13 protein-coding genes are annotated in these 14,082 nt (G+C 38.1%); 6 read left to right on the forward strand and 7 right to left on the reverse strand.

Features of this window, described 5'->3' with window-relative positions; translation table 11 throughout:
* Positions 1-40 precede the first annotated feature (40 nt).
* The 4 genes from NIZ91_09210 to NIZ91_09225 all read right to left on the reverse strand — a co-directional run bounded on the left by NIZ91_09210 (position 41) and on the right by NIZ91_09225 (position 4,921).
* A complete protein-coding gene (locus NIZ91_09210; GenBank protein ID USY56807.1) occupies positions 41-1,363 on the reverse strand; it encodes a (Fe-S)-binding protein in 1,323 nt (440 codons plus the stop codon).
* Positions 1,360-2,772 (reverse strand): glycolate oxidase subunit GlcD, encoded by a 1,413-nt coding sequence (glcD, locus tag NIZ91_09215; protein USY56808.1) that lies wholly within the window; start codon positions 2,770-2,772, stop codon positions 1,360-1,362. The genes NIZ91_09210 and glcD overlap by 4 nt, the downstream gene beginning before the upstream one ends.
* A gap of 113 nt (positions 2,773-2,885) precedes the next feature.
* Positions 2,886-3,974 (reverse strand): helix-turn-helix domain-containing protein, encoded by a 1,089-nt coding sequence (locus tag NIZ91_09220; protein USY56809.1) that lies wholly within the window; start codon positions 3,972-3,974, stop codon positions 2,886-2,888.
* A gap of 170 nt (positions 3,975-4,144) precedes the next feature.
* Entirely contained in the window at positions 4,145-4,921 is a 777-nt protein-coding gene (locus NIZ91_09225) for a 3-hydroxybutyrate dehydrogenase (GenBank protein ID USY56810.1), read from the reverse strand.
* A 178-nt stretch (positions 4,922-5,099) separates the two neighbouring features.
* Here NIZ91_09225 and NIZ91_09230 point away from each other — a divergent pair, with 178 nt between their 5' ends.
* Positions 5,100-6,317, forward strand: a complete 1,218-nt coding sequence (locus tag NIZ91_09230; GenBank protein USY56811.1) for an MFS transporter — start codon at positions 5,100-5,102, stop codon at positions 6,315-6,317.
* 12 nt (positions 6,318-6,329) lie between these two features.
* Here the strand turns inward: NIZ91_09230 and NIZ91_09235 are convergent, their stop codons facing one another.
* Positions 6,330-6,869 (reverse strand): dihydrofolate reductase family protein, encoded by a 540-nt coding sequence (locus NIZ91_09235; protein USY56812.1) that lies wholly within the window; start codon positions 6,867-6,869, stop codon positions 6,330-6,332.
* Positions 6,870-6,969: 100 nt separating this feature from the next.
* Here NIZ91_09235 and NIZ91_09240 point away from each other — a divergent pair, with 100 nt between their 5' ends.
* From NIZ91_09240 to NIZ91_09250, 3 genes are all read left to right on the forward strand, one after another.
* The gene (locus NIZ91_09240; protein USY56813.1) at positions 6,970-7,902 is read left to right on the forward strand and encodes a YafY family transcriptional regulator; all 933 of its coding nucleotides are present in this window, start codon (positions 6,970-6,972) and stop codon (positions 7,900-7,902) included.
* 68 nt (positions 7,903-7,970) lie between these two features.
* Complete coding sequence (locus tag NIZ91_09245; protein ID USY57133.1) at positions 7,971-8,966, forward strand: LLM class flavin-dependent oxidoreductase; 996 nt, start codon at positions 7,971-7,973, stop codon at positions 8,964-8,966.
* 59 nt (positions 8,967-9,025) lie between these two features.
* Entirely contained in the window at positions 9,026-9,757 is a 732-nt protein-coding gene (locus NIZ91_09250) for a UDP-galactose-lipid carrier transferase (GenBank protein USY56814.1), read from the forward strand.
* A 33-nt stretch (positions 9,758-9,790) separates the two neighbouring features.
* Here the strand turns inward: NIZ91_09250 and NIZ91_09255 are convergent, their stop codons facing one another.
* Positions 9,791-11,410, reverse strand: coding sequence for an ATP-binding cassette domain-containing protein (locus tag NIZ91_09255; protein USY56815.1), 1,620 nt, complete (start codon positions 11,408-11,410; stop codon positions 9,791-9,793).
* 381 nt (positions 11,411-11,791) lie between these two features.
* Positions 11,792-12,232 carry a YtoQ family protein gene (locus NIZ91_09260; GenBank protein USY56816.1) on the reverse strand — a complete coding sequence of 147 codons (441 nt, stop codon included), beginning with the start codon at positions 12,230-12,232 and terminating at the stop codon, positions 11,792-11,794.
* A 146-nt stretch (positions 12,233-12,378) separates the two neighbouring features.
* Between NIZ91_09260 and NIZ91_09265 the strand changes: the two genes are divergently transcribed.
* Both NIZ91_09265 and NIZ91_09270 read left to right on the forward strand, forming a co-directional pair.
* Entirely contained in the window at positions 12,379-13,290 is a 912-nt protein-coding gene (locus NIZ91_09265) for an ABC transporter ATP-binding protein (GenBank protein ID USY57134.1), read from the forward strand.
* Positions 13,283-14,044, forward strand: a complete 762-nt coding sequence (locus tag NIZ91_09270) for an ABC transporter permease (GenBank protein ID USY56817.1) — start codon at positions 13,283-13,285, stop codon at positions 14,042-14,044. The genes NIZ91_09265 and NIZ91_09270 overlap by 8 nt, the downstream gene beginning before the upstream one ends.
* Positions 14,045-14,082 lie beyond the last annotated feature (38 nt).

Raw genomic sequence — 14,082 nt, forward strand, 5'->3', positions numbered from 1 at the left:
TAGCAAAAGGAGCTCTAGTAGTAGAGCTCCTTTCTTAGGATTATTCTTGCACGGCTTCAAGCAATAAATCGACGAGGTGAACAGCTCTTACTTTTGACGATAATCCTTCTCTTTCAATTCCCAGCTTCATTTGAAGCAGGCAGCCAGGGTTAGCTGTCACAATTGTTGTAGCTTGCGTAGCCACAGCACTTTGCATTTTTGTATCAAGGATTTGCATAGACATTTCGGATTCAACAATGTTATAAATACCAGCAGATCCACAGCAGCTATCTGCGTTTTTCATTTCGCGGTATTCTACGTTAGCAATCGCTTTTAATAACCTTCTAGGTTCACTTGATGTTTTCATAACGTTTCGTAAATGACAAGAATCTTGATACGTAATCACCTGTTGAGGTAATGAAAGTTTCTTGTTGAAAAATTCAAGGTCGACAAGAATGCTGCTTATATCTTTTAGTTTACTTGAGAACGTTTGAGCACGCTGAGCCCACTGAGGATCATCTTTTAACAGGTGATCGTAATCAATTAAAAAGGCACCACAGCCTCCTGCATTTGTGATAATGTAATCTACATTCAAATCTTCAAATGCTTGAATGTTACGTTTCGCGAGCTTTTTAGCTGCATCTTTTTCACCGCTATGGCCATGTAGAGCCCCGCAGCAAGCTTGATTTTGAGGAATAACAATTTCACAACCTGCAAGCTGAAGAAGCTTCATCGTAGCGTCATTTGTTTGCATGAACATCGTATCCATCAAGCAACCTGCAAAAAATGCAACGCGTTTTTTGGTTTCATTTTTTGCAGGTAGGTGTGTAGGGCGTTCTTTCATCTCTTTTAAAGTTGGAACAGTAGGTAACACTTTTTCCATTGATGCTAGGTTATCTGGAAGCAACTTTAATATTCCTGTCGAGCGAACAACGCGTTGTAAACCAGAGCGCTGGTAAAAGCCAAGTAACCCCGTCATGTTTTGCATGCGGTTTTGATGAGGGAACAATCCTTCAAACACTACTTTTCGAACGACTTTTACAGGAATGGAATGCTTTTTATTTTGATTAATAATATCCCTTGCTTCCTCTAATAAATGTCCATAATTGACTCCTGAAGGACATACAGGTTCACAAGCTCTGCAGCCAAGGCACATGTTTAAGGATTTTTCTACATCTTCATCAGGTTCAATAATCCCATCGACAACAGCTTTCATAAGCGCAATTCGTCCTCTTGGAGAATGTGATTCTTGAAAACCTGATTCAATATAAGTAGGGCAGGTTGGTAAGCAAAACCCGCAGCGCATACAGTTTAATAGTTCATCTTCGTTCATTTTCTCTTTAAATTGTTTTTGGATAAGCTCTCGCTCTTTTATTGTTGTCATCTTGAAATCACCACCCGTTTTCGCGAGTCTTTAGCAAAGATTTTACCAGGGTTTAGAATGTTATTTGGGTCTAGAGAGGCTTTAATAGCTTTCATAGCAGCAATCCCTTCTTTACCTACCTTGAGTTCAAGGTAAGGGGCTTTCATGACGCCAACTCCGTGTTCACCAGTAATGGTGCCCCCAAGTTCAATAGCTTTTATAAAAATTTCTTCAAAAGCTTGTTCGACACGCTCAATTTCTTCATGGTTTCGAACATCGGTTAAGCATGTTGGATGAAGGTTGCCATCTCCAGCGTGACCGAATGTACAAACTGTTAACCCATATTTTTCAGCAATTTCATTAGTAGCCACAACCATTTTAGCAATTTCAGATCTTGGAACCGTTGCGTCTTCTAGAATCGTCGTGGGTTTTAAACGAGCCAAAGCTGAAAGGGCAGACCTTCTTGCTGTACGCAAATCATCCGCTTCTTTTTCCGAACTAGCTACCTTTACCGATAGGGCATGCTCTCTTTTACAAATAGCAGCCATGCTACTCATATCTCGCTTGACGATATCAATCGGTCCATCTTGTTCAATTAAAAGAACAGCTTTTACATCGGTAGGAAGGCCAATTTTTGCAAAGTCCTCTACAACTTTCAACGTTGGCTGATCTAAAAATTCAAGAGTGGTCGGAATAATTTTATTGGCAATAATCGTCGATACGGACTTTGCTGCAGCTTCAAGGTCTTGATAAAGGGCAAGCATTGTCATTTTCGCTTCAGGCATTGGTATTAGTTTTAAGACTGCTTTTGTAATGATTCCAAGAGTTCCTTCTGAGCCGACAAATAAACGTGTTAAATCGTAGCCAGCCACATCTTTTGCCAGTTTTCCTCCGGTCTTAATAATATCTCCATTGGCAAGCACCACTTCAAGGCCTAACACATAATCGCGCGTAACTCCGTATTTAAGTCCGCGAAGCCCACCTGAGTTTTCATTGATGTTGCCACCAATTGTAGAAATTTTCATTGAGCTTGGGTCTGGAGGATAAAAGAGTCCTTTTTCTTCAACTTGGTGGATAAAGTCTAATGTAATGACTCCAGGCTGAACCGTAGCTGTTAAGTTTTCTTCATCGATTTCTAGCACTTTGTTCATATGTTTAAATAAAAGAACAATTCCACCTTCAGTTGGACAAGTACCAGCACATAAGTTTGTACCAGATCCTCTAGGTACAATCGGGATATTATGTTGATTGCATAGCTTTACAATAGCTACTACTTCTTCAGTATTTTTGGGTGCAATAACGGCATCGGGCAGCGATTGAAATTGAGGCGTAGCGTCGTAGGAATAAACGAGTCGTCCGGCTTTTGAGTCATCATAATTATGGGCACCGACAATGTCTTCAAAGGATTTCTTTAGTTCAATAGGTATCATGATTATAGCTCCTTTTAAGTAAACAAATTCTTATTTTTATGATAAGAAATAAAAGAAGGATTAACTATAGTTAATCCTCTAAAATGTAGCGGTTATTTATCTGATATAGTTGGTTATTCATCTAAAAATAAGAAAGCGAGATGGAAAATGAGCAAGTCCTCGGTATGACGAAGGTTTAGTCCAGTTAATTCTTCGACTCGCTTTATGCGGTAGTGTAACGTGTTGATATGAATATGCATTGTATCTGCTGTAGCTTTAAAGGATTGATTCTTTCTTAAAAACGTCTTAACGGTTTTTACTAATTCTTGGTCCTTCATAACCTGGGAAATGGTTCTGCGTACAAATTCAGCCTTTGTTTCTTTCTTTATATCCTTTAACAACATTTCAAGGCGAAGGTCATCATCAAATATAATGGAGGCTGATTTTTTGGCAGTATTCAAAGCTCGTTCCGCTTCGTGGAAGGATTGATGAACTGACTTTGGGGAAGCAGGTTGTCCAATTCCAATTGCGACGCTTAGCTGATATCTGTTTTGAAGGTAACTACTAATTTGTTTAGCAAAGTAAAGCGTACGTTCTTTTGTCTTCTTACCAGCTTGTAAAATAACAAAGCGCTCATTTCCCCAGCGAACAAACACATCTGTATTATTCTTATCGAAAGTTTCCATGAGCTCTTTTAAAATTTGATTCGTCATCATGTCTGAACAGTGGCCAATCAACACTTGTCTTTCAATTGAAAGGTCGATGCCAATCAGCTCGCCTTGATGAATAAATTCTTCGCTCCAATCAGATTTTTGCACCCAGTCGAAAACAAATGCTTCAAGTGCCCGTGCTTGCCATTCAAGCTGTTCGGAATAGTAACGCTCGTTCATCATTAATTCGGTCATTCTTTTTAAAATTTCTGCATAGGCAGATACGCGTTCTGGGTTACCTGTAATTCCAATTACACCAGCAATTTGGTTTTGAAAAAGGATTGGAAGGTTAATACCTGCTTTGACGCCTTTTAAAGTCGCTTGATCCTCTCGAGTAATAATGAACTTTTTCTTTTTTTGCGTGCAAATAAGAGCTCCCTCATGAAATGTATTTATTCGGTTTTTATCCGTGCTGGCAATAATCATGCCAGACGTATCAGCTACAATTAAATCTTCATGAATTAGATGATTGATTTCTGAAATGATGCTATCTGCTAAGGATGCTATCATCATGCATATTCCTCCGTTCGGTTTCTATCACTAGTGTAGCATAGTGGGAGTGAAGAGCTAGTAGTGTAATGAAAAGAGGATGAAGTAAAATTTCTCGCATTTGAGCAAGCGGGCTTCATCTTTATCTTAATCTTGCAAACAAGAAGAGACTCTAAAAGAGCCTCCCTCTAGTTTTATTGAGCCGTATATCCACCGTCAATAACGACAGCTTGACCGGTCACGCCTTTTGCTGCATCACTTGCTAGAAAGAGGGCGTAATCGGCAATTTCACGTACATCTAATAAACGCTTTTGAGGAACGAGCGGATAAATTACTTCTTCAAGTACTTTCTCAAGCGCAACGTTTCTTGTACGAGCTAAGTCTTGTAATTGATTGCGGACAAGAGGTGTATCCGCGTAGCCGGGACAGATAGCGTTAACGGTCACACCATGTTCAGCACCTTCTAGCGCAGCTACTTTTGTTAAGCCAATAACTCCGTGTTTTGCACTGTTATAAGCAGCTTTCCCTGCAAAGCCAATTAAGCCATTTATAGACGCCATATTAATAATTCGGCCAAATTTTTGCGCTTTCATAAGAGGAAAGACATGCTTAGTAGCAACAAATGGTGCAGTCAACATAATCTTTAGTAAGAGTTCAAATTTTTCAGTTGGAAATTCTTCGATTGGGGAGACGAACTGCATGCCTGCATTGTTAATTAAGACATCAATTCGGCCATATTTTGCAGATGCTGCTTCAATCATTGACTTAATATCATCTTCATTCGTTACGTCCGCTTTTACACCGTAGACGTCATACCCCTTTGAAGAAAGCTCTTGCTCTGCTCTTTTTACACCATCTTCATTTAAATCAGTCAAGATAACCTTCGCACCGTTTTCAGCAAAACGCTCACCGATTTGAAAGCCAATACCTTGAGCAGCCCCTGTGATTAAAACAACCTTATTCTTAACCATTATTCATTCCTCCCACACGTTTTATATAAAACGCTTACTTTTTTATTTTATCAAAAGAATAGACTGATAGAAATATAATTACATTTCAAAAAAGGAAATTTTCTTTGTTTGAAGAATATAATACAAGTTCATAGAAAGTTGACGTAGAGACAAGTAGGCAATAGAAAGAAGGTTTTTTATGCAAGCAGTAGTAAAGTTACAAACTAAACAAGAACAAACTATTTATCGTATTTTATTCGCTATCAGCTTAGGTCATTTTTTAAACGACTGCATGCAATCAGTTGTTCCAGCGCTTTTTCCTATTTTAGAAAAATCCATGAATTTGAATTATACGCAAATTGGCTGGATTGCATTTGCTTTGAATATGACATCATCCATCATGCAGCCGGTATTTGGTATCTTTGCAGATAAGAGGCCACTCCCGTTTTTATTACCAATTGCAATGTGTTTAAGTCTAGTCGGTATTATTGGTTTAGCGCTAGCACCTAACTTTTATTTTGTCTTAGCGTCCGTACTATTTATTGGATTAGGATCAGCCATTTTTCATCCTGAAGGCTCGCGCGTTGCCTATATGGCTGCTGGACAGAAAAGGGGACTAGCTCAGTCCATTTACCAAGTAGGAGGTAATACGGGTCAGTCAATGGCTCCTTTGTTTACCGCTTTTATCTTTATTAGCTTAGGGCAGTTTGGCACGATGTGGTTTACAATCTTAGCAGCAGTTGGAGTTGCAACCCTTTACTACGTATCAACGTGGTATAAGCAAGAGCTAATTGTTCGAAAACAGTTGCAAAAAAAACAATCAGTAAACAAAATGAAGGTGACAAAAAAATTAATGTTTGCCATTGCTTTATTAATTTTTTTAGTGTTTGCTCGTTCATGGTATGGAGCAGGAATTTTGAATTATTTTCAGTTCTATTTAATTGAAGCATATGGAGTAACGATAAAACATGCACAAATCTACGTCTTTTTATTTATGATTGCAGGGGTGTTTGGGACTTTTTTTGGGGGACCTTTAGCAGATCGTTTCGGAAAGCGAAATGTTTTGTTGGTATCCATGCTTGGATCAGCACCATTTGCACTTATGCTACCGCACGTAACGCTTGGTGTAGCAGCACCGTTGTTATTGCTTATTGGTTTTATCCTTCAGTCTAGTTTCAGCGTTACCGTAGTTTACGCTCAAGAATTATTACCTGGAAAAATCGGTCTTGTTTCAGGACTTATCGTGGGATTAGCGTTTGGAATGGGAGCGCTAGGAGCCGTTATATTTGGAAAGTTAGCGGATATATATAGCTTGCAATTTATTATGCTGTTTTGCAGTATCCTTCCTCTGCTTGGAATTCTAACGTGGTTATTGCCAAGTGACAAGGAAGTAAAACAGATGAATAGCGAAGTATAAAAGCCGTCAGCATTACGCTGTCGGCTTCTTACCATTCACAAATTTAAGAAAAACAAATCCAGAAGGATAAATTTTTGAATCAATTAACGAAAGAGGCGTGTCGGCTACGTTTCCTTGGAAGAGAGGGATGCCACTTCCTAGCAATATAGGTTTTTGGAAAATCCAATACTCATCAATTAAGTTTTCATTTAAAAACAGTGCATTTAGTGATCCGCCACCTACTAAAAAGATATGTTTACCTGGCTGCTGTTTTAAATTGATAACGGTATCGTGTACTTCTGTAGGTGAGATGAACGTTACATCTTCAGAGTTGCCGCCTTTTTTTGTCGTTACTACAAATACTTCTTTTCCTTTATAAGGAAACTCGCCAAAGGTTAATACTTGTTCATATGTGTGCCGCCCCATGAATACAGTATCAATGCTTTCATCGAATTCATTATATCCATAATCTTCATTTGTTTCATTCTCCACTAGCCAATCAATTTTTCCGTCTTCACGTGCAATAAAGCCATCAATTGTAGTTGCAATATATAAGATTACTTTTCTTGTCATTTCATGTTCCTCCTTAGCAAACCGCTATTATATTTTACCCGCTTCGTGTATGATAATAACACTTAAATACGTCAAAATCTGTCATGAATAGGTGAATAATATGAAAACCAAAAGGTTATTTGAAGTGATGTTTTACATCAATGCGAAGCGCTATTTTACTGCCAGGGAAGTTGCAGAAGAGTTTAATATGTCTGTGCGAACTGTTCAGCGCTATTTGTTGGATTTACAGGAACTAGGGGTTCCTTTATATGCTGAAAAAGGAAAATATGGCGGCTATCGTGTTTTGAACAATCGCGTATTGCCTCCTTTATTCTTTTCTGAGGAAGAAGGGAAAATGATGTATTTTTTACTTGAAATGATTACTCATTATCCTACAATCCCATTTCAAGTAGATGCTCAAAGTGTAAAAACCAAGTTTTATACTCATTTACCTGCAGATGTCAGAAATCAACTAGAACAAATAAATGATTTTGTTGTATTTTTAACGCCAAATCGTTCAGAGGAAGCCCCCTTTTTAAAAGACTTATTGTTATCAGCAATGAAGCATAAAAAAGTAGCGATTCAGTATGAAAGTAAAACAGGGATAAAGGGGCATATCGTTAAACCAATTGGTATTTATGCACATGAAGGTCTATGGTATTTTCCAGCTTATAGCTATAAAAAAGAAAAAATCCTGCTTTTTCGTGCAGATAGAGTTAAAAAAATTGAGCACTTAGGTGAGGATTTTACGGAATCTCTAACGTTAAAGAAATGGTTAGCTCAAGACTATGTTCCCAAAAAGGCTCTATTGTTGCATATTGAAATGACAAAAGAAGGCGTGCGGTTAGCAAGTGCAAATCCTAGTTTAGGGCCTCATATAACCATAAATAACGATGGAACGGGAACAATAAAATCAGTAATTGGTCGAGATGACCTTGATTTTACGGCAAATATATTACTGAATTTAGGATGCTATGCAGAAGTAGTTGAACCAAAAGAATTAAGGGAGTCCTTAAAAAAGAAAGCAACTGAAATTGTAAATATGTATACATAAATGACTAAGCAAAATAACGGACGAGAAAGCCTCTTTCTTTTAAAATAAAAGCAAAGGAAGTGATATCAATCATGATTTTAAGCGTATTAGATCAGTCTCCAATATCAAGCGGCCAAACAGCAAAAGATGCGCTTGCTCAGACGGTACAGCTAGCAAAGTGGACAGAAAGACTAGGATATCATCGCTTTTGGGTAGCTGAACATCATAATACAAATGGGTTGGCAGGTTCTTCGCCACTTTTATTAATGACTCATTTGGCATCTCAAACAAGTTCGATTCGAATTGGCTCTGGAGGCGTGCTTCTCCCTCAATACAGCCCATATAAAGTGGCTGAAGACGTACAGTTATTAGAGAATTTGTTTCCAGGGCGAATTGACTTGGGATTAGGTCGATCTCCAGGAGGCGATGCACTAACGAGATTAGCATTAACAGACGGAGTACGAAAAAGTCTGAATGAATTTCCACGTCAAATTCAAGCGCTACAGGGACATTTGCTGCAAAACCTTCCTGAAAATCACCCTTATTACGGGGTAACAGCTTATCCCAAAAGTGATACTAAGCCTGAGATGTGGCAGTTAGGAATTAATAAACGAGGTGCGCGAGCAGCTGGGGAACTTGGAGTTTCCTTTACATTTGGACACTTTATCTCCCCAATCGGAGGAAAAGAAGCGCTGAAACACTATCGGCAAACATATGTTCCATCAGACTATCAGCAAGTGCCTCATACGAACGTTTGTGTATTTGTCGTATGTGCTGATACAGAGGAGGAAGCGGAACAACATGCCAAAACGCTTGATGATTGGTTGTTGAAAGTAGAAAAAGGAAAAGATACAAAGGTTTCTTCTATCAATGAAGTTAATCAGCGTGTGTATTCTGAATATGAGCAACAAAAAATAAAGAAAAATAGAAGTCGAATGATTGTAGGGTCTCCAGAAACTGTTCATGCTAAGTTGTTGCGTTTACAAAATGAATATAATAACGATGAGTTTTTAATCATTACTAATATTCACGATTTCCAAGCGAAGCTACACTCTTATGAACTGATTAGCAAAGTGTTTCACTAACATAATTCCATCCTAGAACGTTCATACTATACTACTGACTAGTAGGTAGGAGTGATTGTATGAATTTAGAAGATATTGATCTGTCTAAAAAGATTTCATCTAAAAAAGAATATAAAAAGAAGCTAAAATCTTTGCAGCTACGCTTATTGCGATTAGAACACATTATCTATATGGAAAAGGTACCTGTTATATTTGCGTTTGAAGGGTGGGATGCGGCAGGGAAAGGGGGAGCTATTAAGCGTATTACACAAAAGTTGGACCCCCGAGGCTTTCATGTGTATCCAATTAGTGCACCAACTGATGATGAACGCAGTTATCACTACCTCCATCGGTTTTGGACGAGGCTGCCACACGCTGGACAAATAGCTTTATTCGATCGTTCTTGGTACGGTCGCGTACTTGTCGAGCGAGTTGAAAATTTAATTTCAACAAGTGAGTGGGGAAGGGCTTACGAAGAAATCAATCAGTTTGAGCGTACGTTAACAGATAACGGCTATATTGTAGCGAAGTTTTGGTTCCACATTAGCAAAGATGAACAGCTCAAGCGCTTTAAAGAAAGAGAAGCAGATCCTTTTAAACGCTGGAAGTTAACGGAAGAAGATTGGCGTAATCGAAACAAGTGGGACGAGTATGAAGAAGCTGTAGAGCATATGTTTAAATACACGAATACGAATCAAGCACCGTGGTTTGTTATAGCAGGTAATGATAAGCAATATGCGCGAGTTAAAACCTTAAGCATGATGATTTCTTACCTTGAACAAAAACTGATGGAACGGGGAATTCGAGTATAAAAAAAGGTGACGAACATTCGTCACCTTTTTAAATTAAGCATACATACCTTTTAGTTGTTTTTGTAGTTCAGTATTTGCTAGGTATTCGTCATATGTTGTTTGCTTATCAACCACTCCGTTTGGCGTGATTTCGATAATGCGATTCGCAATTGTTTCAACGAACTGATGGTCATGAGATGTGAAAATCATTGCACCTTTATAGCTCATCAATCCATTGTTTAATGCCGTAATTGACTCTAAGTCTAAGTGGTTGGTAGGGTCGTCTAAAAGAAGAACATTTGAACCACTTAGCATCATTTTAGAAAGCATGCAGCGAACCTTTTCGCCTCCGGATAATACGTTGGCTTTCTTTAATACCTCTTCACCAGAGAATAACATTCTTCCTAGGAATCCACGAAGGAAGCTTTCGCTTTCATCTTGTGGTGAGTATTGGCGTAACCACTCAACTAAGTTTAAATCGCTATTCTCAAAGTACTCAGAGTTATCTTTCGGGAAGAAAGATTGAGATGTTGTTACACCCCACTTAAATGTACCGCTATCTGCTTCCATTTCACCCATTAGAATCTTCATAAGCGTTGAGTTTGCAATTTCGTTACGACCAACTAAGGCAATTTTATCTTCTCGATTCATCGTAAAACTTACATTATCTAGTACCTTAACACCATCAATAGTTTTTGTTAAACCTTCAACTCGCAGTACGTCATTTCCAATTTCACGCTCTGGTGTAAAGTTTACGTACGGATAGCGACGAGAAGATGGACGGATATCGTCTAACGTAATTTTATCAAGTAGTTTTTTACGAGATGTTGCTTGTTTTGATTTTGACGCATTGGCGCTAAAACGAGCAACAAACGCTTGAAGTTCTTTAATTTTTTCTTCTTTTTTCTTATTAGCATCTGATGCCATTTTTTGGGCAAGTTGGCTAGACTCATACCAGAAGTCGTAGTTACCAACGTAAACTTGAATTTTACCAAAGTCTAAATCTGCAATATGTGTACAAACTTTGTTTAAGAAGTGACGATCATGGGATACAACGATTACTGTGTTTTCAAAGTTAATTAAAAACTCTTCCAACCACTGAATTGCTTGAATGTCTAAGTTATTCGTCGGCTCATCTAGTAGTAAAACATCCGGTTTACCAAATAGGGCTTGAGCAAGTAACACTTTTACTTTTTCACTACCTGTTAGCTCAGACATTTTTTTATCATGAAGATCTTCGGAAACGCCTAAACCTTTTAAAAGAATTGCAGCTTCTGATTCAGCTTCCCAACCGTTAAGTTCAGCGAATTCACCTTCAAGCTCAGCTGCTTTCATTCCATCTTCATCAGTGAAGTCAGCTTTCATATAAATAGCATCTTTTTCTTGCATCACTTCATATAAGCGAGCGTGACCCATAATAACGGTTTTTAATACTTCGTACTCTTCGTATTCGAAATGGTTTTGTTTTAAGACCGCTAGGCGTTCGCCTGGTCCCATATGTACATCACCAGTTTGTGACTCAAGTTCACCAGATAAAATTTTCAAAAATGTTGATTTTCCAGCACCGTTCGCTCCAATTAATCCGTAGCAGTTACCAGGAGTAAACTTAATGTTTACATCTTCAAATAACTTACGGTCTGCAAAACGTAGGCTTACATTACTAACTGTAATCATGTATGAGCAATCCTCCAAATTCAATATCTATCAAATTATATCATTCTTTCTTTACAAGAGCGATATCAATAGCAATAAATTGAACATAAAGTGTACATGAACAAAGAAATAACGTCAAGGAGGCTACGTCATAACGAAATGATTCCTTTTAAGAGGGAAATCATGACTTTTCTAACGGCTTTCGTTTGGAAAAACAATTTCGCTCTGTTGTGCGACTGGTTCTGAATTTTTCTTCTACTTTCTGAAGAAGTGGAATGTCTTATGCTTCATTCCACTAGTTATTTAAGTTGTTTTTGAAAAAAATAAAAAATATCCGAGCGATTGCAAATTAATTTGCAATCGCTCGGATATTTTATTGACTGAGGTAGGTATATCTCAACCTTATTCAAAGATATAAGCTAGTGCACGAATCGCTTGGTCTGGTGTTTCAACAACTACTTGTGCTTTGTTTGAAAGTTCTTTTAAAGGATGGTGCAACTTTTCTGGACGAACAAGAATAAGCGGCTTGTTTAATGCAACGGCTGTAGCAGCATCCATTGCGCTATTCCACTGCTTGTATTTTTCACCGAAAAGCGCAATGACTACGTCGGATTTCTTAAGCAGTACTTCTGTACGCAAATTATTAAAAGCTGAAGCAGCTTCATCTTTTAAAACAGCTGAGTCTTGTTTACCTAAGATTACTTCGCCGATATTATCCGAGCGATCATGGTCGGTCATCGGTCCTACAAACGTAATTGGGAGCTTTAAGTCTTCAGCTTGTTTTTTAATATCGTCTCTCCAATTATCATGAATTTGTCCTGCTAAATAAACGACTAATTCCATAACGGCATCCCCTTTATAAAGAAATATATGTATATATAGCTTACCAAAAAAAACAAAGATAAACGAATAGTTTGCTTTAATCTAGACAAATACCTTAAAACAAGGAAAAATAAAAGACGGATTACATAGAGGAAAGGATGAACATGATGTCAGAGAGAGAGGTACTACAGGTACATGGCGTCACGAAAAAGATTGGCAGCAAGATTATTTTAGATAACGTATCATTATCTGTGCAAGAAGGAGAAATCTTTGGGCTACTAGGCCCAAATGGTTCAGGTAAAACCACGCTTATTCGAACAGTTGTAGGTTTAGTAAGTTCAACAGGGGACGTTATCATTAACAATAAAGACCTGCGCAAACAGTTTAATGAAGCTGTAAAATCAATTGGGGCAATCATCGAAAATCCAGAGTTTTACGGATATTTAACTGGTTATCAAAATCTTAAGCATTTTGCACGGATGCATGGTGTATCTGCAAGTCGCATTGATGAAGTAGTAAAGTTAACAAGATTAGAAAAAAGCATTCATCAACCCGTAAAAACGTATTCACTAGGGATGCGTCAGCGTCTCGGTGTTGCACAAGCTATTTTGCACAAGCCCTCATTGCTGCTGTTAGATGAGCCTACTAACGGCTTGGACCCAGCAGGAATGATTGAGTTTAAAGCATATTTAAAGCAGTTGTGCAAAGAAGAAGGGATTTCCATTCTTATCGCTAGCCATTTGCTGAAAGAAGTGGAAGCTTTGTGTGATCGCGTAGGAATTATTCAAGAAGGTAAATTACTATCTGTTCAAGAATTGGCTAATCGTAATACGGCAGAGAGGGTAACAATTGTATTTGCAGTTAGCGCGTTAGAGCAAGCGGAAAAGCTGCTTTTAGCTAAAGGTTATACTTGTGTGATAAAAGAAAATCAGCTTTCTGTACAAGCTCAACCGAAAGAAGCTGCTACTATCAATAAACTGCTAGTGGAAGAAGGCATTGAAGTGTACCAAATTACCCCAATTTATGAATCGTTAGAACAATCGTTTATGTCTGTTACGGGAGGAGATTTCAATGCTTAATTTAATACAAAATGAACACATGAAATGGTTTATGAAGAAAAGCACGAAGGTCGTATTTTTAGCACTTGCTGCTTTAACGCTTGGTATGGCTCTTGTAATGAGGGCTATTACGACGAATGCAGGAATTACAGAAACGCTGCCAGGCTTTGTTGCTTTCACTTCAAACTTCTTAGTTATTGTCCAATTTTTTGCTGTAGCTGCTGCAGGATCAATTGTTGCGTCTGAATTCGAAAAAGGAACGATTAAACTTTTGTTAATTCGTCCCAAGAGTCGCTCAACTATTCTTTTATCGAAATACCTGACTAGTATTTTGATTAGTTTATACTATTTGGCTGCCTTCTTTTTCTTTTCAGTCATTTGGGGAGCTATCTTCTTTTCAGGAGAATCTTTTAGTGGTCAAGAAGCGCAAGGGATATGGATTGCATACGGCGTTTCATACCTTGAAACCTTTATGATGGTTGCTTTTGCATTTATGCTATCTTCGGTATTCCGAAATAGTGCATTAGCCGTTGGTCTTAGCATTGTTGTTGGAGTAGGAGCAAAAATGCTTGCTGGAATTTTATCTGAGTTTCAAGTGCAGTGGGGAATTATTTTACTGTTTGCTAACACGAACCTTAGTCAATATATGGAAGGGAGCCAAACTTATTTCCCAGGCATGACCCTACCGTTTTCTTTATTTATTATTATAGCTCACCTGATTTTCTTTGTAGGAACGGCTTGGCTGTTTTTCCTAAAGCGAGACGTAGCGAACTGAAGTTTGAATTTTCTTTCTTTTTGTTTTTCTACAATAGT

Source organism: Bacillus sp. 1780r2a1 (assembly GCA_024134725.1).
GTDB lineage: Bacteria > Bacillota > Bacilli > Bacillales > Bacillaceae_H > Priestia > Priestia aryabhattai_A.